The organism is Aequorivita marisscotiae (assembly GCF_029814825.1).
Classification (GTDB): domain Bacteria; phylum Bacteroidota; class Bacteroidia; order Flavobacteriales; family Flavobacteriaceae; genus Aequorivita; species Aequorivita marisscotiae.
Genome location: NZ_CP122379.1, coordinates 51,378 through 69,221, shown reverse-complemented (window position 1 = coordinate 69,221; position 17,844 = coordinate 51,378). Strand labels below are relative to the sequence as shown.

The following is a 17,844-nucleotide window of genomic DNA, read 5'->3' as shown; positions in this document are numbered from 1 at the left end:
GGTTTACTTTTTAAAATATTTTAATGGGGGGAACAACATTCCGAAGCACTCACCTTTATCTTTTCCTAAATGTTTATGATGCATTTTATGTGCACGCCTAATACCGCGAGCGTACCAATTATTGGCATTTCGGAACATTTTAAAACGCTGGTGAATAAAAATATCGTGTACAAAAAAATAGGTGAGTCCGTATGCAAATATTCCAAGACCTATTGGCAACCCGGCCCAAAAGCCGTAAAAACTCCAACTTACAAAACAAAAAATGCTAACCAAAGCATAAAATATAAAAAAGAAATCGTTGCGCTCCCACCAACTGCTGTGGTCTTTGTGGTGATGATCTTTGTGCAATTTCCATAAAAACCCGTGCATTACGTATTTATGCGTAAACCACGCCATAAATTCCATAATACAAAATGTAAGTATGAAAATTAATATCCAAAGAACTGTCGTCATTTTTACTTGTAATTTATAGTTTTTGTAATGCTATGGTGAATTTTTATAGTAGCAACATTCCCGAAATTTACTTCACCAAATTTAATTGATATTTTACATAGCTACGCGTTAAAAGTCCAATTTTTTCGGTATTTGGAACTCGAATACGGGCATTTTTAATTTCTATTGCTGGCGTTTGTTGAAGTTTTCTGAGTAAGCGCTTGTAATATCTATACGCCACAAAAACCCCCAATTTTGCTTCGCGGGGCAAATTTAAAATACCTTGATACCCGTGACTGAAATTTGCTTCTATTTCTTTAATTATTTCGATTTTTGAATCTTCGTTTAACGCATCTAAATTGGTATTGGGAAAATACGTTCTACTCAAATTTTCGTAGTCGTCCTTTAGATCGCGTAAAAAATTCACTTTTTGAAAAGCCGAGCCTAAGCTCATCGCAGCGTCTTTTAATTGGTTGTATTTTTCTTTATCGCCTTTTACAAAAACCTTTAAGCACATAAGGCCAACCACATCTGCAGAGCCATAAATATACTGGTTAAATTCTTCGGTAGTTTTATAAACGCTTTTGGTTAAATCTAACCGCATACTCGCCATAAAAGTATCTATAAGTTCTCTGTCAATATCGTATTTGCGAACGGTTTCTTGAAAGGAATTAAGAATTGGGTTTAAACTTATACCATCCAACAGGGCTTGATCTAAGGAGGTTTCAAACCTATTAAAAAGCACCTCTTTGTCGTACTCGTGAAACGAATCTACAATTTCGTCAGCAAAACGCACAAACCCGTAGATGTTATAAATATCTTGCCTTATTGAGGTGCCAAGCATACGCGTGGCGAGCGAAAAGGAGGTGCTGTAAGTTTCAGTAACCTTTTTGCTACATTCTTTAGATACTATGTCAAAAAGTTCTTTCAATGTTGGTTTTCTTTTTCAATTAATCCTGCTACTAACTTTCCAGAAATGAGTGCTGGTGGAACCCCCGGTCCCGGAACGGTAAGTTGGCCAGTAAAAAACAAATTTTTCACTTTACTGCTTTTCAATTTTGGTCTTAAAAAGGCTGTTTGCATCAAAGTATTGGCCAGCCCATATGCATTGCCTTTATAACTGTTGTAATCTGAAACAAAATCGTTAATACAAAAGGATTCTTTAAATATAACGTTTTTTGTAACCTCTTGGTTTGTAATTTTTTCAAAGCGATCCATTATATTTTCGAAATATTCTTCTCTAATTTCGGGAATATCGTCTAAGCCCGGGGCCAATGGGATTAAAAAAATGCCAGCTTCCTTGCCTTCAGGCGAAACACTTTTGTCTGTTTTGGAAGGAAAACTGGCATAAAACAAAGGGGAGTCCGGCCATTGTGGGGAGTCGTATATTTCCTGTGAATGCTTTTCAAAATCTACATCAAAAAACAATGTGTGGTGATCTACATTTTTAAGTTCTTTATTAAATCCTACATAAAATAGTAATGCTGAAGGCGCAAAGGTTTTTTTATTCCAATACTCTTCAGAATATTGCCGGAACGATTTGTCTAAAAGCGTTTCGGTATGATGGTAGTCTGCGCCGCTCAAAACAACATCGGCATTTATTTTTTCTCCATTAATAATCAGGGCGTTCGCTTTGCCGTTTTCAATGCAAATTTTTTCTACATTTTGATTGGTTTTAATGGTTACTCCAAGATTTTCGGCCAAGGTTTTCATGCCATCTATAACGGAGTACATTCCTTTTTTAGGGTGAAATGTGCCCAAGCCAAAATCGGCGTAATTCATAAAACTGTAGAACGAAGGCGTTTTAGAAGGTTTTGCACCTAAAAACAACACGGGAAATTCTAAAATGGAAATCAGTTTTGGATTGTTAAACTCCTTGCGTACATCTCTGCTTATGGTGCTAAAAAACTGCCCAATTTTTTTCATAGTCGCAGCCGTTACCAATTCTAAAGGCGAAACCCCAGGTCTGTAAACCAAGTCTTTTATAGCTATGTTATAATTGTCTAAAGCCTGCGCCATAAATTTGCGAAGTTTTTTTGAACTTCCAGCCTCCTCTTTTTCAAAGGCGATACAAATTTTTTCTAATGTATCTTCAATAGTTATAAAGTCGTCCTTGCCAAAATAAACGCGATAGGCAGGATTTAGTTTTTCGAGTTCGTAATAATCTGCAGGACTTTTATCGAAATCATTAAAAAAACGTTCAAAAACGTCGGGCATCCAATACCAAGTAGGTCCCATATCAAAAGTAAAGCCATCCTTTTTTAGCTGTCTTGCCCTACCGCCAATAGTACTGTTTTTTTCGTAAATAGTTACCGTAGCGCCCGTCTGTGCTAGATAACAAGCAGCTGCAATAGATGAAAATCCGGAACCAATAATTGCTATTTCTTTCATATTGTTTAACAAAAGTACGTATTATTTAAACAAAAAAAGAAGTTTGAAAATTTTTTGGCTTTTAATTATGAAAATAATCGAATTATAAATGATTAAAATTTAGTGGTATAGTTAATAAAACTACGGGTTTGAAAGACTATCTACTTTTTCGGTGAAATTTTCAATTTCCCTAAAAAGTTTTATGTTTTTTGAATTCTTAATATTGTTTTTCGCTTTGCGACCCAATACCCAAACTTCGCTTGGACCTTTGGAGCCCACTTCATTTTGAAAATCCTTCAGATATTTTTCAAGATTATCGTTCTCCGGAAGTACGGTTAAATAGGTTACGAAAATTACTTTCGTTTTGGTTTTAAGAATGTGCTTTAAGCTGTCTAATGGAATATTAGCACCTAAATAGATGGTTCTAAAGCCAGCAGAAATCAATTCAAAATTGGCGTAAAGCAGGCTAATTTCGTGGATTTCGCGATAGGGTAAATAAAGTGCGAACAAATGCGCATTTTTATCGATCTGCGTTTTTTTATTTTTTGCCGAGTGCACAATGATACTCTGCTTAATTTTTTCTGAAATAAAATGTTCGTGAGAGGGGTCAATAGTACCCGAGTGCCACAGTATGCCCATTTCATTAAGCAGTGGAACGAATATTTCGGCAAAAATACTGCGAAACGATTTTTTCTCTAAAAGCTTTTCCAAAGTAGCGTCAAAAAGTTCGCCGTCAAATTCGAACATGGCAGATTTAAAAACATTGCCTAAATATTCAGAATCAATACCATCAATATTTTGCATTATCAACGCTTGCATCTGCGCCGGATCTAAACTTGCAATTTTTGAAATTTTATAACCTGCATTGTAGAGATAGGTTACATTGAGGAGTTTTTTTAAGTTTTGAAGGTCGTACTTTCTAATATTTGTATCTGTTCTGTCAGGTTCAAGCAGGTTGTATCTCTTTTCCCAAATCCTGATGGTATGAGCCTTTACATTTGAAAGATTTTCTAGATCCTTAATACCAAATTGAGTTTTAATCACAGAACAATAATTTATTATTTAAAGGGAAAAGTACAAAAAAGAAGTGAGATTGTTTATATAAAGTTCAAAAACTCTAAACAAACAGTGTAATATATAACTACAAAAGATAATTTTAAAAGTGAAGTATTTAAAATTGTACCCGGGATGGGACTTGAACCCACACGCCCAAAGGACACATGGCCCTCAACCATGCCTGTCTACCAATTCCAGCACCCGGGTGGATACATTTTTCAGTTTTTATAAAGCAATATCTGTGCTTTAAGTAAAATTGAAACGGTAAGTGCAACTTTTTTAGTGCGAGCGCAAATGTAAAACTAATCACCTTAATAGACAAGCAAAAAAATGAAGCATACTTTTAAAATGCTTTCAATAAAATAGCTGACGAATGCAATTAAATAATGAAGTATTTTTGTATTGAATGTTGAAATCTTGAAGGTTTATAGGCATTCAAAACACTGCTGCAAATTCTTAGGTATATCAGTATCTTCTGAACCTTTTAACGGCTTTTGTAAATATTCGTTTGTTTGCAGAACTTCATAAAATTGCACAGCGTATTTTTCTAAATCGTTGCGGCGGGAGATTAGTATTTCTTTAATTTTTTCACCGTGAATATCGTAAATTGCTTTAGGCCATATTGCAAATGCTTCGTCAATTGCCGTTTCCGATAAGTTGGCTTTAATATAATTAGCTTCTTCTATAAATAATTCCTTTGGTGTGTTTTTTAAAAAATATACATCAAACGGATATACAAGACCGGGCATATACGCTATCTCCCGCTCAAAAGGTCGCAACCGAGGTTGTATATTTTTGGATGAAATAATGCTAGGCAAAACCCCATCTATGGAAAAGAATGCATTATCTCTATCGCTCGCTAATGGAATTGCGGTATAGTGATTTTGGTTTTTTTGAAAAAACCATCCCCATTGTTTGGCATGTCTGTCCCAATCGCCAATAACAATATCAAACAATCGGTTTCGTATTAAGGCTGCTTTGTCTATTTTGAGGCTATCTCGGTATTTAAGTTTTCTTTCCTGTAATTTTTCGGTGTCAATGAGATCAATAATATTTTCTAGATTAGACCAATTTTTTTCTCCTTTAGTTTCATATTCCAACCAATACAGCTTATTGCCATATTCCTCATTATATTGGTCGAGTTGTTTTTGTTTAGGTACAAATACCAACGATGGATGTGTATGTTGAATATTTATCTTTTCTGATAATTTTGCAGCAACCATTGCGCCGTATGGATGTTGCGCCGAAACCCCATCAATTATTATATTTTCAATACCTAGGGTTTTAGCGAATTCGGGAATTAACGGATCGGGATCCTTTGCAACGCTCCGAAGGGTATAAACCACTCCTTTTTCATTTTTTAGGCGCAACGATTTAGTTTGTTTTCCCCCGCCCTTTTTTATAATAGAGAGACCTCCGTGTAGTTGGCCTAAATAAACTACGGGTACTTTTACCGGGGTTGCCCATACATCTCTATATTGTTCGCCTTGCATAAGCTTTTTTAGCATATCTCCTTTATACAAAGTACTGGCTGCAACGGTAACGCTATCAATTTTATTAAAATCGATTGCATCTATGTTGTCTGCAGCTATAATTACGTCGGTTTCCGGATTAGCTGGCTTGCTCCATAATGAAATGTAAATAATCCCAATAATAGCTATAATAAGCCCAAGAGATACGAGTATTGCTTTTTTCAAAATAGATTGTTTTACATAAAAGTATAAAACATCATAATTATTGAAAGCTTCAAAATAAATTATAGGAAAATTTTAACGCGACTTTGAAGTATTTAAAAAATTAGCCAGCTAATCCTTAGTTTAAAGTTTAAAAAATAATTTGATCGCTTTTCTCGGCACGGACTTCTCAAATTTGCAGCTTACCATACTTAACTCATTCTTTCCAAAAAAATAGGTGATATGCTAATACAGAAAGATATTTGGCTAAACCCTATATACAACTTTAAAAAAAACCGTTCTATCAAAAGATAGAACGGCTATCGGGAAAGTTCAAAATAGTTCTCCCCAGAATACGAACTTTTATTCCCTTTACAAATAAAGGGAGTTATCAAACCATTTCTTTGCGGGATTCCGTAAAGCGGCGATTTTTTTTACAAATTCTAAGCCTCCCTAAATCCAAAAGCCATTTAACTAAATTAATCCTAGGTCTTTAACCGTTGCTACGAGGTGAATGGCATTTTTCACTTTAAAATGAATACAAAGTTTTCCTACTCGCTTTTCTATGGAGCTTAAACTACTAGGCACGATATTTACACTCCTAAAATGTTCACTGATTTCCTTTTGAGACAGCCCATTTGCCAATTGCTCCATTAACGCAATATCATAATCTTCTATAATAGGGGTGGACTTTTTAGAGAGTGCATTTTCAACTTGTGGTGATAGATAGGTTTCTCCCTCAAATACTTTATGTATTGCAGTCTTCAATTCTTCAAGGCCTCTTCTGCCTTTACATACGTAGCCGTTAAGCTTGTGATTGACAACAAGGGAACGCACTCGTTGCAATCGGTCTTCTACCGAATAGGCTATAATAGGTAATTCGGGATGCTTTTTCTTTAGTGCAGCTATCAAGTCTTCGCCAGACGAAAAGGTTTGTTCCCTATGGTCAGGGGTATATGATAGATCTGTTATCAACAAATCAAACGGGGCTTTCTCTAAAATTGCCTTTTCTATTTTTAGGAAAGCATCATCGCAATACACAACTTCGGCAATAGCCTCAACCTTTAAGGCTTGCAATACCGCTATTACGCCTTGGTTAATACAATCGAGGTCGTCTGAAATTAGCACTTTCTTAAACATACTCAAATAATTATAGTTGCCTTAAACCCTTTATTTGGTTCTGATTCAAAAGTAATCGTTCCGTTAATCGCTTTTATGCGGGATTCCGCATTCTGAAGTCCATTCTTGCTATTTAATAAACAGCCCTTCCCATTATCGGCATATTTAATGGCAATAGTTTTTCCTTTTTGCTCAAAATTCAGCACCACCGCGGTGGCGTTGCTGTGCTTGGCCATATTCGTCATCAACTCCTGCAATACCCTAAAGAGATTGGTTTTTTTAATAGTGCTTACCTTGCTCCAATCAATAGGAGAACTATCTCTTTGGATTACAGACACATTTTCGTTTTCATAACCCAACAACAAATCAGACAGGGTATCTTGAAAGTTTTCAACAGCAACGGCACTGTTTTCCTTAGAAATGTCTCTGCTCTTATCATAAATAGATTCCAGATCATCCAAAATTTCATCCTTTCCAGCAGGCTTGCTCTGTAGTTTCGCCATAAGTCTATATACATCGTTTGCCACTTCGTCGTGTACTTTTTTGGAGATGCGCTTTTCAGTTATATGTACCTGCTTGATCTTCTCCTGTCTGTGCTTGTTCTTTATAGTGAAATAAAGAACAATACTCATCAAAAATCCCACTATGGCCAATGCCAATATTAAAATAGTCCACGTTTTCTGCCTCTCTTTTTCCAACTGGGCGGCAAGGGTATTTTTGCGTTCCTTCTCCACATTGTACTTCATAAAAGCATTCTTATTTTCTGCCAGTTGTTTTTCCTTGGTTATGCTATCGGTAATTTTTTCAAACTGTACTGTTTTTATATCTTCACTCATACTTGCAAAAAGCGAAAGGGCATCTTCTAAAAAGGAAAGGCTGTTAATGTTGTTAGCCACCCCATACGCTTTATTTGCAAATTCCAAAGCCTGTTTTTTATCCCCTTGCTCAAAATAATAGCGCGCCAAACTTTTATAGCTGGAATATTTACCAGGCATATCGTTTTTGAGTTCTCTTAGTTCTAAGGCCTGTTGCATATTATTTAGACCCTCCTCATTATTACCAATTTTGGCCTGTGCCACACCTTTATTGTTCAATAACCTAGCATAGGAAAGCGTGTTTTGCTTCACTCCCTTTTTTAGCAAAGCAAGGTTAAATTTTTCCAAAGCTTTTTTATAGCGGCCCATATCCATATATACATTGCCGGTATTGTTTAAAAGCGTAAGGCTGTCGTTTCTATTTGAAGAGAATTTTAAGGCATTCGTGTAGGCTTTTATAGTTTCCTCATATCTGTAAGTAGCCCGGTAAATTCTACCCAATTGATTGTACAAACCTTTTTTGGCATCAACTAAAGTATCTGTATGTAAGGACGTATCTATTAATTCAAAAGCTTCCACGGTTGCGGCTTCACTATCATAACTATTGCCCATTTCAAATTCAGCAATGGCGATCATCTGTAGGTCTTGGATGGCCTTATAAGTGTTTTTATCTTTTAGATGCTTTTCCTTTAAACGGGTATAATAACTAATTGCTTTCGGGAAATCTGAGCTGTGCTGCGGATTTAGAATACGTTTGAAGTGATAGGCAGTGCTGTCAATTTTATATTGACCAATCATTTTTTGTGGTAAAATGATTGATACAAAACAAAAAAGGAGGAATGAAAATTGGGGCTTCTTCATTCCTCAAAAATAGGAACTTATTTTTGGAAATTGTTAATTGCCGCCACCAAATGGAGGTGGTGGAGGAAGATTTCCATCATCACCACAACAGCTTTGTGGTTCTATTTGGTCTATTCTAGCTTCTGGTGTACAAGAGCTTATCGAAATAATAGATAGTAACATGACGATTAATAATGTTGCTTTTTTCATTTGAACGTGAATTTTTTGGATAAACAATAGGGTGATTGTTTTAAAAAATCTGTTGTGATTTTTTAAAATGAAATGTTGAGGACTGGTCTTGTCTCGTAAAGGGGAAGAAGGAGATACTGAAGTTATGCGGAAGACTTATTTCCCCACTTCATCTAATGGCATTACTTATTGCCTCCTTACTGATATTAAAATCTTTAAAGCTTCTAGATTCTCAATGATGGAACAAATAAAGAGAGATACTGAAAAAAGAGTTGGAAAAGGATTGGAAACAACTTGGAAATGATCTTCCAAAGAATTTCCAAGTGAATTTTGTAGTTTTAAGCATTGGATAAATCGCTGAAGGTGCATAACAGATTAATAATAGAAAGCTTTGAAAAGGCTTTACAACAGGAAGAGGTTTTAGGAAATTTGAATCCTTCTAAATCCCGTTTGGCTAATATTTTGTCAGATTATATTGAAGAACACCAAGATTTTCAGTTTGGTGAAAGAAGGTTGAGAGATTATTATAAATTACCAATCTATCCTTATTGCGAACTAAACTACCTGAAGCTGTAAAGAATGCTTTAGCTCATTTTGAAGGAGTAGATAGAACGATTGAGGGCTTTGAGGGATTGGAAAAAGCGCAAAATGCTATTAAGGATGACGTAAAGAAAGATGCCTTTGCAAAAGATTATAAGTATCTATCCAAATTATGGGAGTCTTTATCACCAGATAGAATGCTTGATATTTATCAAGAAGATTATAAATGGTTATCTCAAGTTTTCGAGTCTGTTAGGCCTGCTGGTGACAATTTGGGTAAATTGTTATGGATTGCTTTGGGAGCCCAGACCACTAAATTAATGCATGAAAATATTCATGTGGGCGATGTACATACTTTGGAAGAATATAGACTTGATGCAGATGTTATTGAGACCATTTTTAATAATCCCGATCCTGCCAATGCCAAAAAGCTTGAGAAAATACTAGTAAAGAGATTTAAAAAGCATTCTGGTGACCCAAAATTTAAAAAATTAAGTGAGCGTTTGGAAGCGTTAAGAGATCAAGCCGAACAGGGATTAATTACTTCCATAGAGTTTGTAAAAGAACTTTGTAAACTTGCTAAGGAAACAGTTCAAGCGGAAAAGGAAATTGAAGAAAAGATACAGGAAAAAACGCCGCAAGCAGCATTAACTGAATTGTTTTTAGAACTTAAAACCGATCAAACCCCTGCGGTTGTAGAACGAATTGTAAATGATATAGATGGTATTGTAAGGATGGTAAGTTTTCCCGGTTGGCAAACAACAAGTTCAGGTGAGCGGGAAGTTCAGCAGTCGCTTAGAAAGGCGCTATTGAAATATAAGCTTCATAAAGATCAGGTGCTTTTTGAGCGGGCTTATGGGTATATTAAGGAGTATTATTGAATAAGATTACATTGGTCAATTCTCTCTAATAGCATTTGAAATCTTATAGAAGAAAAAGAAACGTCTATTGCTCATAAGCCAATTTTTTATATATTTACTACTCTCCCTAATTAATTTAACCATTGTCTAAGAGGTGTTTTCAGGATATCTTTAATGGAAATACTTATTTTAGAATAGCTTGCTGATATGTATAATTAAAATATCTATCAATGATATAATAAATGCATATAAGCATTAAATTGAAAATTAATGAGTGAACAATTGAAAATCAAACATCTTGAATTTATTCAGAATGTTATTTCTCGCCTGAGCACAAATTCTTTTTTAATTAAAGGATGGTGCATAACACTGATTACAGGTTTAATTGCATTAAGTTTGGATAATCAAAAGTTTGTAATTCTGATTATAGGGTTACCAATAATTGTTATTTTTTGGTTTTTAGATACCTATTACTTATGGTTGGAAAAAATCTACCGAGCACATTATACCATCGAAATTGAAAATCACCAAATTAATTTTAACATGGATATCACCTCATTGAAAAAGGAAATTTTATTTTCCCCGTTATTGTTTAGATTCTCAATTTTCTTATTGTATTTAATATTAATCATTTTACTTATAGGCGCATATTTATTTTTAAGAAACTCTTAAATGTATATAAAATGAAAATATTTATTAGTCATAGTCAAAGACAAAAATTATTTATTAAGGAGTTAAGAAAACATTTGCCTGACTTTATTGAATTATGGATTGACGAAAAGAAACTTCTTATTGGAGAGGAAGTCCAAAATACCATAAAGAAAACGATCGACGAGGATATTCATTTTTTGGTATTGATTATTGACAGGAATGCCGTTGAATCAAATTGGGTAATGCAAGAATTTGAATGGGGCATAAAAAAGGAACTTAAACTTAGTAGACCATTCGTACTTCCCATTGTGTTAGAAAAGGATATTTGGGATTCACTTGAAGATAATAATATTAAAAAGCGATTATTTCTTCCTTGCTATGAGTTTTCGGATGAAGCTATTGCCGTGACCGCTAAAAATTTAATTAATCAATTATTTGCATGGACGTGTAAAGAATTATATGGAAGCGGGTTAGAATCAGATCAAAAATCATCTTTAGACTTATTGGATGAAGCCGACAATTTTATAAAGGAAATTGCTGAAAAGGTAAGATTGTTAGTTTATCCCTATCGTCAAAACAACCCTCTCGATTTACTGCAACTTTTAGATATGTTAAAAGAACAAAATGAGCTAGTTGATATTTCTATATTTACTTTTAAAGAATTAATTGCAAGAATAATAAAACAGAATCATTTAACAGGAATAGTTAGTGATGGTGAGTACATCTGGGTTAAACAAGAACATTATTCTTGGAAATTAGCTATTCATTCAAAAAATAAGGAGAAAATTGCGAAACGAGCAATTAAATTTATAAATTCAAATTATATTATAGCCTTAGATTCAGGTTCAACAACTTTGGCAATAGCCAAAGAAATCAATAAAGGACTAGAAATGGGACTATGGGATAACTTAAAAGTTGTTACGAATTCAATTCCTATTGCACAAGAGCTATTCATGTATTCAAGTAAATTAGGGCTTGTGGATAATAATAATATTTTGAGTGTATTCATGACAGAAGGTCGTATTAGGCCCAATTCACTCGCTGTAGTTAATGATGATGAAATATATCAAAATGTAGATTCGGGTTTTCAAGAAACAATATCGAAACTTGGCGGGGCGGACATCTGTTTTGTGGGTGCAAACGGCGTTTATAGAAATGAAGGTTTTGCCGTACATAGCACTTACGAAATAAGGTCAAAAAGTGAAATTTTAAAGAACTGTAAAAATAAGTTTATTGTAATCGATTCTTCAAAATTGAAAATACAGGAGCAAAATAAGTTTGTTGATTTTAATGATGACATTAAAGTAATCACGACTGAAGACCTTACCTCAAACGATTTAGTAATAATAAAAAAAATTGCACATAGTTCTAGCTTAGAGTTAATTTTGGTATAATCTTCAAACTAAAGGAATTAGAATTCTCACATGATATTTCTAGTTTTAATTATAACGCTTCATGTATCTGTAATTAATAACTTCCATCTGAATTAAGTATTCCCTAAAACCCCTTGCCCAAAAAATAAAAATTCCGTATATTTAATCGTCATTACGAATCACAAGAAAGTGATAGCAACCTGCCCAAGCAGGCGAAGGTGCTTAAACAATGAGCCTACTTTTAGGAAAAATATGTCTTATTCCTTTTTTTACCGATAACAACAAAAAACAGTGTTTTTAAAACTAAAAACACTAAACAAAATTTGCTGCTGCCACCGCCGTTCCAATACTGGGAACGACGCTAAGTGTCAGGTGGGAAAGCTATGCGAAAAACGCATTAAAAATTAATTTATTAATAACCCTAAAACTAAAATTATGACAGAAAAATTTAAAGACCTGCCCGTCGAGGAAGGCACAAAAATTATTTTAAGCACCGAAGCCGTAATAGAAGACTTTGATGTAGTGTATCAAAAATGGTACTGGGATGGAATCTATGCCGAGAGCGTAATCTTTCTTAATGACGACATTGCCCATTTGAATGAAGACCAAGTAAGGCACGAAGTGGCCCTATGCACAGCATTGGTAAAGGAAAATACCGAAATGACCTACAAAAAAGGGGAGAAGTACACCTTTGTAAATTTTAATTTTGTAACAAGCGATTAACCAAAAACCCTTAACTATCAATTATTAATACTTAACAAAAAACAAATTATGCATTTAACTATTGGAAAAATTTTAAAAGAATACAAAGAATATTTAACGGATTATGAAATTGAACAATTAAGAAAAGTCCAAAGAGAAAAAACAGACTTTGCTGCACAGGTAAAACAATTACAATTGGCGCTATTTGCGGAGGAATGGGATTTTATGATGGATTCTGCCCGCAATCCAATGTCACAGGAAGCTACGAACCGCGTTAATAGAAAAAGGAAAGCCTTCGGGGTGAATCCCGTGGACGCTTCGGGATTTGGAGCGGATAGTTCCTCAAAACTATTCTGTGAGGAAGTAGTGCGCCACACTAAAAATTACAATGAGCTGTTAGAACTGAAGAAGCGAAATGCCAAGCAAACTGTCTTTGTGGATATGGACAGTGTGCTGGTAGATTTCCAAAGTGGAATAGATAAAATTAGCGAGGAAGATAAATTAAAATATGATAAGAAGCTGGATGAGGTTCCGGGCATTTTCTCTCTGATGGATCCATATGACGGCGCTATTGAAGGATATAAATGGTTGTGTGCGAATTTTGACACCTACATTTTATCAACCGCGCCTTGGGAGAATCCGAGTGCCTGGTCTGATAAATTACTGTGGGTGAAGAAATACTTGCCGAAGGCAGCCCATAAAAGATTGATTCTTTCGCATAACAAACATTTGGCGAAAGGGGATTTCCTTATCGACGATAGAACCGCAAATGGGGCCGGAGCATTTGTAGGAAAACACATTCACTTTGGTCCAGAAGGAAAAGACTTTGCCGATTGGAAGGCGGTAATTAGCTATATGAAAAACCTGGCATAACTGCGGCATACAAAAGGAATTAACAAATATCTCTAATCGGGAAACCGTTTGGCAATGTCCGTTCGTTCGCAGTCGAGACCTTATTTATCGTTAGGATTTTGTAGCTCTCGCCTATATTCTATCTCGAGCCTGCCGGAAGGGCTCGAACAGAAATTCAAACTTATAAGTTAGACATTCTAAAATTAAAAATTCTAAACAACAAGAGTAATGATCTTAAATGAATTAATGCACAACCATACTTGGGAAACCATTTCAGTCCAATTTTTAAAAAGCTACCCAGAAGCAAAAAACAATTTGGAAGGCTATAAAATGGTGTTCGAAAAATTGAAAGAAATGGATCCGAAAAGTATAGCTATGGCTATTGTGATTTCTAAGGAAACCGATATTATCGATGGCGATTACTTTATAGATGTTGCGGGAATTTATAACCATCCCAAAAGCTTGGAAGAAAAGTATCCGCAAGGCATTGAATTTTTACCCTGGTGCCAATGGTTGGGAATGGAGATTAGTAAAGACAGTCTAATAAACTTTTCAGAACCGGAAATCCTTGTGCATTGTTTTTATGAGATGACTTATGTTAGCCTGTCTGAGGAAGATATTCAAAAAGCAATACATAGAGAGAGATAGTACGAATATTTTATTTACACATATTCCTAACCATGTAGATTATTTTGAAAACGAATTTCTAACCGATGACTCACTTTAATGTACACTCCCTTAGAACCTGCATTAACTCATAAACTAAAATTTGTCAAACTATCCTTCGCAATTATAAAAATTTGCTCTTACTGCAACGTTCAAATTCCGAAGCATTCTCCACGGTTCGCACAGGTCTCTCTTATTTGCTTTTACTAAAACACCTCCCGCTTCACTGTCTAAGCGTTCTCCATTATTGGTTTCGTAAAGATTAATACCTCCAATAGTTCCTTTCAATTTTATAATTCCTACCTGCTATACCATAATCTAAAATTTAAATATAACTAATACAACACATTAAGCACCGTAGGTCAAGTTTATAGTGTGGTTAAAATAATAGTATAATATGTGTAAAGTATATTTATAGTATCTATATAGTATGTTTATAGTATCTGTATAGTATGTTTATAGTATTAAAATACTATAAAATATTATAGGTCTTTAAACTCCCTTTCTGTGCAGTACCTGCTAATTAATACTCAATTTAAAACTATCTACCGTCAAAATTTTAGGAGCCAAGTAGCCCAGCAAAAGGCTATCGAACCCGGCTGGCGCATCCATCCCGCGCAGCGGTCTTATGTCAGTTTCAATTTCGTCTGCCCAATCACGCTTCTGCAATAGATTTACAAGAGTTTTTACGGCTCATCAGCACAAGATTAGATCTCGATTCGGCTTCTTAACCCAAAACATTTCAGAATAGCCATAAAAAAACCCGCTCTGTATAAACACAACAATTGGTCTTGATCCCTAAACTTCTCGCCTTAAATATATGTGTCTAAATAAAAAAACCTCTTGAAGAACTCAAGAGGCTTTAAACATTATTAGTGACCTGGCTGGGGCTCGAACCCAGGACCACCTCCTTAAAAGGGAGGTGCTCTACCAACTGAGCTACCAGGTCTTCCTTAATGCGGGTGCAAATATACTATCATTAAATTAAATTCTCAAAACGAAACTGCAATAAATTTAAAGAAATTTTAAAACCTCTGAAAAACAAGGCTTCACAAATGAATTATTTTTAAATTTTTCGATATTTTCTGAATTATCTTTACTCTTTTTAAAGATTCTTGTCGTAAAAAAGGAGAACTTTGCAATTTTACAACTATAAAATGCCCAAAACCAAATTTAAAATACCCGAAGATGAATAGTGGGGCATTCCATCTCTTTATTTCTCAAATATAATATACTGATGAAAATAATTTTAATAGGATATATGGGAAGCGGCAAATCTTCCGTAGGAAAAAAACTCGCTTCGGTATTAAACTTGCCTTTTAAGGATTTGGATACCGAAATTGAACAATCAGAAAATCTGTCTGTCTCTGAAATTTTTTCACAAAAGGGAGAAATCTATTTTCGAAAAACAGAAAACAAAGTATTAAAGACTTTGTTAAAACAGGCTGGCAGCTTTGTTTTGGCTACCGGTGGCGGCACTCCCTGCTATGCAGATTCGCTTACCTTTATGTTGGAAGAGCCCAATACAATTTTGGTGTATTTAAAAAATTCATTAGAAGTTTTAACCAATAGATTGCTTTTAGAAAAGGAGCACAGGCCGCTATTGGCGCATTTAAATTCGGAAGAGGAGGTTAATGATTTTATACGAAAACATCTTTTTGAACGAACTTTTTATTACAATCAAGCCAATATTATTGTAGAAAGTAGTGCTAAAAATATAGCGGAAACTACCGAAGAAATAGTTGGACGTCTATTCTAAAATTGCTCTATCGTTTCCTTTTTCAAAAATAACCGAGACGTTTTCGTTTAAGGATGTAGAGAGCGAAATGCCTTTAAAGTCTGCTTTTATTGGGTACTTTTTGTGATTTCTATCTACCAATACCGCAGTTTTAAATTGTTTAAGAGGCACTTCTAAAAAATGTTTTACGCCGTAAATTAAAGTGGTTCCAGAATGTAATACATCATCTACCAATAGAAGTGACTTATTCGCGTAATTCTCTTTTTTCAGAGTGGTTTCCAGAGGCTCAGCAGGATTTTTTTTATCGATTAAAACTTCGCAAAGCAAAACTTTTATAGGCGAAATTTTTTCGACTTCTACCTTAATTTTTTCTGCCAATATAAAACCGTTGCCCGTAATACCGGCTACTACAACTTCTTTTTCTTCTACGTTGGTTTCGTAAATTTGGTAAGCAATTCTTTTAATCTTGTGGGCTATTTGCTTTTTGTCTAGTATTACGGATGTTATTTCTTGCATTGTCTAAATTTTAAAAATTATGGTTGTTGGGTGTCAATGTCGTCATTGGTTGCTTCTTCAGTAAAATCTTCTAAATCCCTACGGTCTTTTTTAGTAGGTCTTCCCACGCCTTTTTTACGGTAGTACGATTTTGCATATTGCAGCATTTCATTTGTTTCAAAAGCTTCTTTGGGAGTTGTGTCTTTTCTATACAGATCTACTAACTTGGCGCCAACTCTGCTTTGGGGGAGGTCTAAAACTTCTAACTGGTAATTTATTTGATTTTTTCGAAGTGTAATCTTATCACCCGGATATACATTTCGCGAAGCTTTTACAATATCGCCGTTAACCCGAATGGCACCTTTTTTACAAGCTTGTGTGGCGATATTTCTAGTCTTTAAATATCGAACGGCCCATAAATATTTGTCAATCCTCATAATTAATATGTTCAAAACAACGTTAATGTAGTGTGCAAAAATAGCGGAAAATTGTATCTTGCGCCCACAAAAAATTGATGATGATAAAAATTAAATATGCTTTTGCTTTATTAGTTGTAATGCTAGTTGTTACAGTTTCCTGTAAAAAGAATGAAGATGACGGGCCAGAACCACCCCCGCCCAGAGATCGTAGCGTAGAGGCAACAAGAGCGCAAGATGAAATTGAAACGTTTTTAAAAACCCATTTCTATAATTACGAGGATTTTCAGACAGATCCCGAAAATTTTAAAATTAAGTTTGATACCATTGCGGGAGACAATGCTGGAAAAACCCCCTTATTTGAACAAGTAGATTTTATAGAAGTTGCCGATGTAATTGATACCGATGTTACCTATAAACTGTATTACCTAAACGTTCGCGAGGGTGGGGGCGACAAACCCCATTTTTCAGATTATACCATTAACACTTATGAAGGGCGGCTTATGAACCTGGATTTGTTTGATAGTTCGGTTATTCCCGTTCGGTTTAGCTTGGTTGACTCTCCAACTACCTCAGGTATAATTAGAGGTTTGCAGCAAGCAATTATTCAGTTTAAAGGGGCTGCAAACGTAATCTCCAATCCTGACGGCACACTTTCTTTTGAAGATTTTGGTATAGGTGCCGTTTTTATTCCATCAGGTTTGGGATACTATAATTATCCTCCAGCTACAGGCGGTTTGAATGCTTATGATCAGCTTATTTTCTCTTTTGAATTGTTTGATTCTGAAGTGGCAGATCACGATAATGACGGAATACCGTCTTATATGGAAGACCTTAGCGGCAATGGTTATTTAATGGATGAAGATACCGATGGGGATGGAATCCCGAATTATTTGGATGACGATGACGATGGCGACGGCCGTTTAACCAAGTATGAAATAGAGATAGATGGCGACGGCAATATTACCTTCCCAGATACCAACGGAAACGGAACTCCAGATTATCTAGACCCTACTATTTAAAGAAGCGTTTAGATAGAACGTATATAAAAAGCCCT

The 17,844-nt window shown here is 35.0% G+C and carries 19 protein-coding genes, 2 tRNA genes and 1 riboswitch; of the genes, 8 read left to right on the top strand and 13 right to left on the bottom strand.

Annotated elements, in window-relative coordinates:
• Positions 1 to 3: 3 nt before the first annotated feature.
• The 9 genes from QCQ61_RS00345 to QCQ61_RS00305 form a co-directional block, all read right to left on the bottom strand.
• Entirely contained in the window at positions 4 to 453 is a 450-nt protein-coding gene (locus QCQ61_RS00345) for a sterol desaturase family protein (protein ID WP_279448723.1), read from the bottom strand.
• A gap of 67 nt (positions 454 to 520) precedes the next feature.
• Positions 521 to 1,363 carry a phytoene/squalene synthase family protein gene (locus QCQ61_RS00340; protein ID WP_279448722.1) on the bottom strand — a complete coding sequence of 281 codons (843 nt, stop codon included), beginning with the start codon at positions 1,361 to 1,363 and terminating at the stop codon, positions 521 to 523.
• Complete coding sequence (locus QCQ61_RS00335; RefSeq protein WP_279448721.1) at positions 1,360 to 2,823, bottom strand: phytoene desaturase family protein; 1,464 nt, start codon at positions 2,821 to 2,823, stop codon at positions 1,360 to 1,362. Before QCQ61_RS00335 ends, QCQ61_RS00340 begins: the two co-directional genes overlap by 4 nt.
• A gap of 120 nt (positions 2,824 to 2,943) precedes the next feature.
• Positions 2,944 to 3,846, bottom strand: a complete 903-nt coding sequence (locus QCQ61_RS00330) for a MerR family transcriptional regulator (RefSeq protein ID WP_279448720.1) — start codon at positions 3,844 to 3,846, stop codon at positions 2,944 to 2,946.
• Positions 3,847 to 3,982: 136 nt separating this feature from the next.
• A tRNA-Leu gene (locus QCQ61_RS00325) sits at positions 3,983 to 4,065 on the bottom strand.
• A gap of 218 nt (positions 4,066 to 4,283) precedes the next feature.
• On the bottom strand, positions 4,284 to 5,555 hold the full coding sequence (locus QCQ61_RS00320; RefSeq protein ID WP_279448719.1) for a hypothetical protein: 1,272 nt from the start codon (positions 5,553 to 5,555) through the stop codon (positions 4,284 to 4,286).
• Between the two features lie 450 nt (positions 5,556 to 6,005).
• Positions 6,006 to 6,671, bottom strand: a complete 666-nt coding sequence (locus tag QCQ61_RS00315) for a response regulator (RefSeq protein ID WP_279448717.1) — start codon at positions 6,669 to 6,671, stop codon at positions 6,006 to 6,008.
• A gap of 2 nt (positions 6,672 to 6,673) precedes the next feature.
• Entirely contained in the window at positions 6,674 to 8,263 is a 1,590-nt protein-coding gene (locus QCQ61_RS00310; protein WP_279448715.1) for a tetratricopeptide repeat-containing sensor histidine kinase, read from the bottom strand.
• A 96-nt stretch (positions 8,264 to 8,359) separates the two neighbouring features.
• On the bottom strand, positions 8,360 to 8,515 hold the full coding sequence (locus QCQ61_RS00305) for a hypothetical protein (protein WP_279448714.1): 156 nt from the start codon (positions 8,513 to 8,515) through the stop codon (positions 8,360 to 8,362).
• Between the two features lie 527 nt (positions 8,516 to 9,042).
• On the opposite strand from QCQ61_RS00305, the gene QCQ61_RS00300 reads away from it, so the two are divergent.
• The 6 genes from QCQ61_RS00300 to QCQ61_RS00275 all read left to right on the top strand — a co-directional run bounded on the left by QCQ61_RS00300 (position 9,043) and on the right by QCQ61_RS00275 (position 14,120).
• Positions 9,043 to 9,915: a hypothetical protein gene (locus QCQ61_RS00300; protein ID WP_279448713.1), complete on the top strand. Its 873-nt coding sequence runs from the start codon at positions 9,043 to 9,045 to the stop codon at positions 9,913 to 9,915.
• 249 nt (positions 9,916 to 10,164) lie between these two features.
• Positions 10,165 to 10,566: a hypothetical protein gene (locus tag QCQ61_RS00295; RefSeq protein WP_279448712.1), complete on the top strand. Its 402-nt coding sequence runs from the start codon at positions 10,165 to 10,167 to the stop codon at positions 10,564 to 10,566.
• 11 nt (positions 10,567 to 10,577) lie between these two features.
• Positions 10,578 to 11,939, top strand: a complete 1,362-nt coding sequence (locus QCQ61_RS00290; RefSeq protein ID WP_279448711.1) for a TIR domain-containing protein — start codon at positions 10,578 to 10,580, stop codon at positions 11,937 to 11,939.
• 143 nt (positions 11,940 to 12,082) lie between these two features.
• Positions 12,083 to 12,180, top strand: a riboswitch (SAM-I-IV-variant riboswitch).
• 173 nt (positions 12,181 to 12,353) lie between these two features.
• The gene (locus QCQ61_RS00285) at positions 12,354 to 12,641 is read left to right on the top strand and encodes a hypothetical protein (protein WP_279448710.1); all 288 of its coding nucleotides are present in this window, start codon (positions 12,354 to 12,356) and stop codon (positions 12,639 to 12,641) included.
• Positions 12,642 to 12,689: 48 nt separating this feature from the next.
• Complete coding sequence (locus tag QCQ61_RS00280) at positions 12,690 to 13,493, top strand: 5' nucleotidase, NT5C type (RefSeq protein WP_279448709.1); 804 nt, start codon at positions 12,690 to 12,692, stop codon at positions 13,491 to 13,493.
• A 207-nt stretch (positions 13,494 to 13,700) separates the two neighbouring features.
• Positions 13,701 to 14,120 carry a DUF6557 family protein gene (locus QCQ61_RS00275; RefSeq protein WP_279448708.1) on the top strand — a complete coding sequence of 140 codons (420 nt, stop codon included), beginning with the start codon at positions 13,701 to 13,703 and terminating at the stop codon, positions 14,118 to 14,120.
• Positions 14,121 to 14,249: 129 nt separating this feature from the next.
• Here QCQ61_RS00275 and QCQ61_RS00270 read toward each other — a convergent pair whose 3' ends face one another.
• Together QCQ61_RS00270 and QCQ61_RS00265 are read right to left on the bottom strand one after the other, a co-directional pair.
• On the bottom strand, positions 14,250 to 14,426 hold the full coding sequence (locus tag QCQ61_RS00270) for a hypothetical protein (protein ID WP_279448706.1): 177 nt from the start codon (positions 14,424 to 14,426) through the stop codon (positions 14,250 to 14,252).
• A gap of 588 nt (positions 14,427 to 15,014) precedes the next feature.
• Positions 15,015 to 15,087 (bottom strand) — tRNA-Lys (locus tag QCQ61_RS00265).
• A 288-nt stretch (positions 15,088 to 15,375) separates the two neighbouring features.
• On the opposite strand from QCQ61_RS00265, the gene QCQ61_RS00260 reads away from it, so the two are divergent.
• On the top strand, positions 15,376 to 15,897 hold the full coding sequence (locus tag QCQ61_RS00260; protein WP_279448705.1) for a shikimate kinase: 522 nt from the start codon (positions 15,376 to 15,378) through the stop codon (positions 15,895 to 15,897).
• On the opposite strand, the gene QCQ61_RS00255 is transcribed toward QCQ61_RS00260, so the two are convergent.
• Both QCQ61_RS00255 and QCQ61_RS00250 read right to left on the bottom strand, forming a co-directional pair.
• A complete protein-coding gene (locus QCQ61_RS00255; RefSeq protein WP_279448704.1) occupies positions 15,889 to 16,392 on the bottom strand; it encodes a phosphoribosyltransferase family protein in 504 nt (167 codons plus the stop codon). The two genes, QCQ61_RS00260 and QCQ61_RS00255, sit on opposite strands and share 9 nt — an antisense overlap.
• A gap of 17 nt (positions 16,393 to 16,409) precedes the next feature.
• Complete coding sequence (locus tag QCQ61_RS00250) at positions 16,410 to 16,808, bottom strand: RNA-binding S4 domain-containing protein (protein ID WP_279448703.1); 399 nt, start codon at positions 16,806 to 16,808, stop codon at positions 16,410 to 16,412.
• A gap of 77 nt (positions 16,809 to 16,885) precedes the next feature.
• On the opposite strand from QCQ61_RS00250, the gene QCQ61_RS00245 reads away from it, so the two are divergent.
• Positions 16,886 to 17,809 (top strand): FKBP-type peptidyl-prolyl cis-trans isomerase, encoded by a 924-nt coding sequence (locus QCQ61_RS00245; protein WP_279448702.1) that lies wholly within the window; start codon positions 16,886 to 16,888, stop codon positions 17,807 to 17,809.
• Positions 17,810 to 17,844 lie beyond the last annotated feature (35 nt).